1 protein-coding gene is annotated in these 459 nt (G+C 78.0%); it reads right to left on the bottom strand.

Going from position 1 to position 459, the window contains the following annotated elements:
* The coding region (locus PUR56_RS16530) for a hypothetical protein (RefSeq protein WP_329949493.1) at window positions 1-459 on the bottom strand (459 nt) is incomplete at both ends.

Below are 459 nucleotides of genomic sequence, written 5' to 3'. Positions count from 1 at the left end.
GCCGAGCCCGCCGGTGCCTCCGGCGATCAGCACGGTGCCGCGCGGACGCCAGGTGGCTCCGCCGGTCGCCGGGGCCGCCACCAGACGCCGGACCAGAACGCCGCTGCTGCGAACCGCCCCCTGGTCCTCGGGGCCGAGCGCACCGGCCAGCACCGGACCGAGCCGGGCGACCGCCCTGGAGTCGAGGGTCTCCGGCAGGTCCAGCAGTCCGCCCAGGAGCTCCGGGTGTTCGAGGCCGACCACGCGGCCCAGTCCCCACTTCGCCGCCTGCAAGACGTTCGGCGCGCCGTCCGCACGGCCGACGGACACCGCGCCCCGGGTCGCCAACCAGAGCGGCGCACCGCACGCGACCTCGGCCGATGCGTGGACGACGGCCAGTGCGCCCGCGTGGGAGACGGCCGGGAGGACGTGGTTGGCGGGGGGCTCCAGCTCGCGGAGTCGGGGGGGGAGGTCGGCGCG

This window comes from Streptomyces sp. BE303, assembly GCF_036290945.1.
In the GTDB taxonomy this organism is placed as follows: Bacteria; Actinomycetota; Actinomycetes; order Streptomycetales; family Streptomycetaceae; genus Kitasatospora.
The sequence above is the reverse complement of the archived record's forward strand: the minus strand, read 5'-3'. Positions and strand labels throughout refer to the sequence as shown.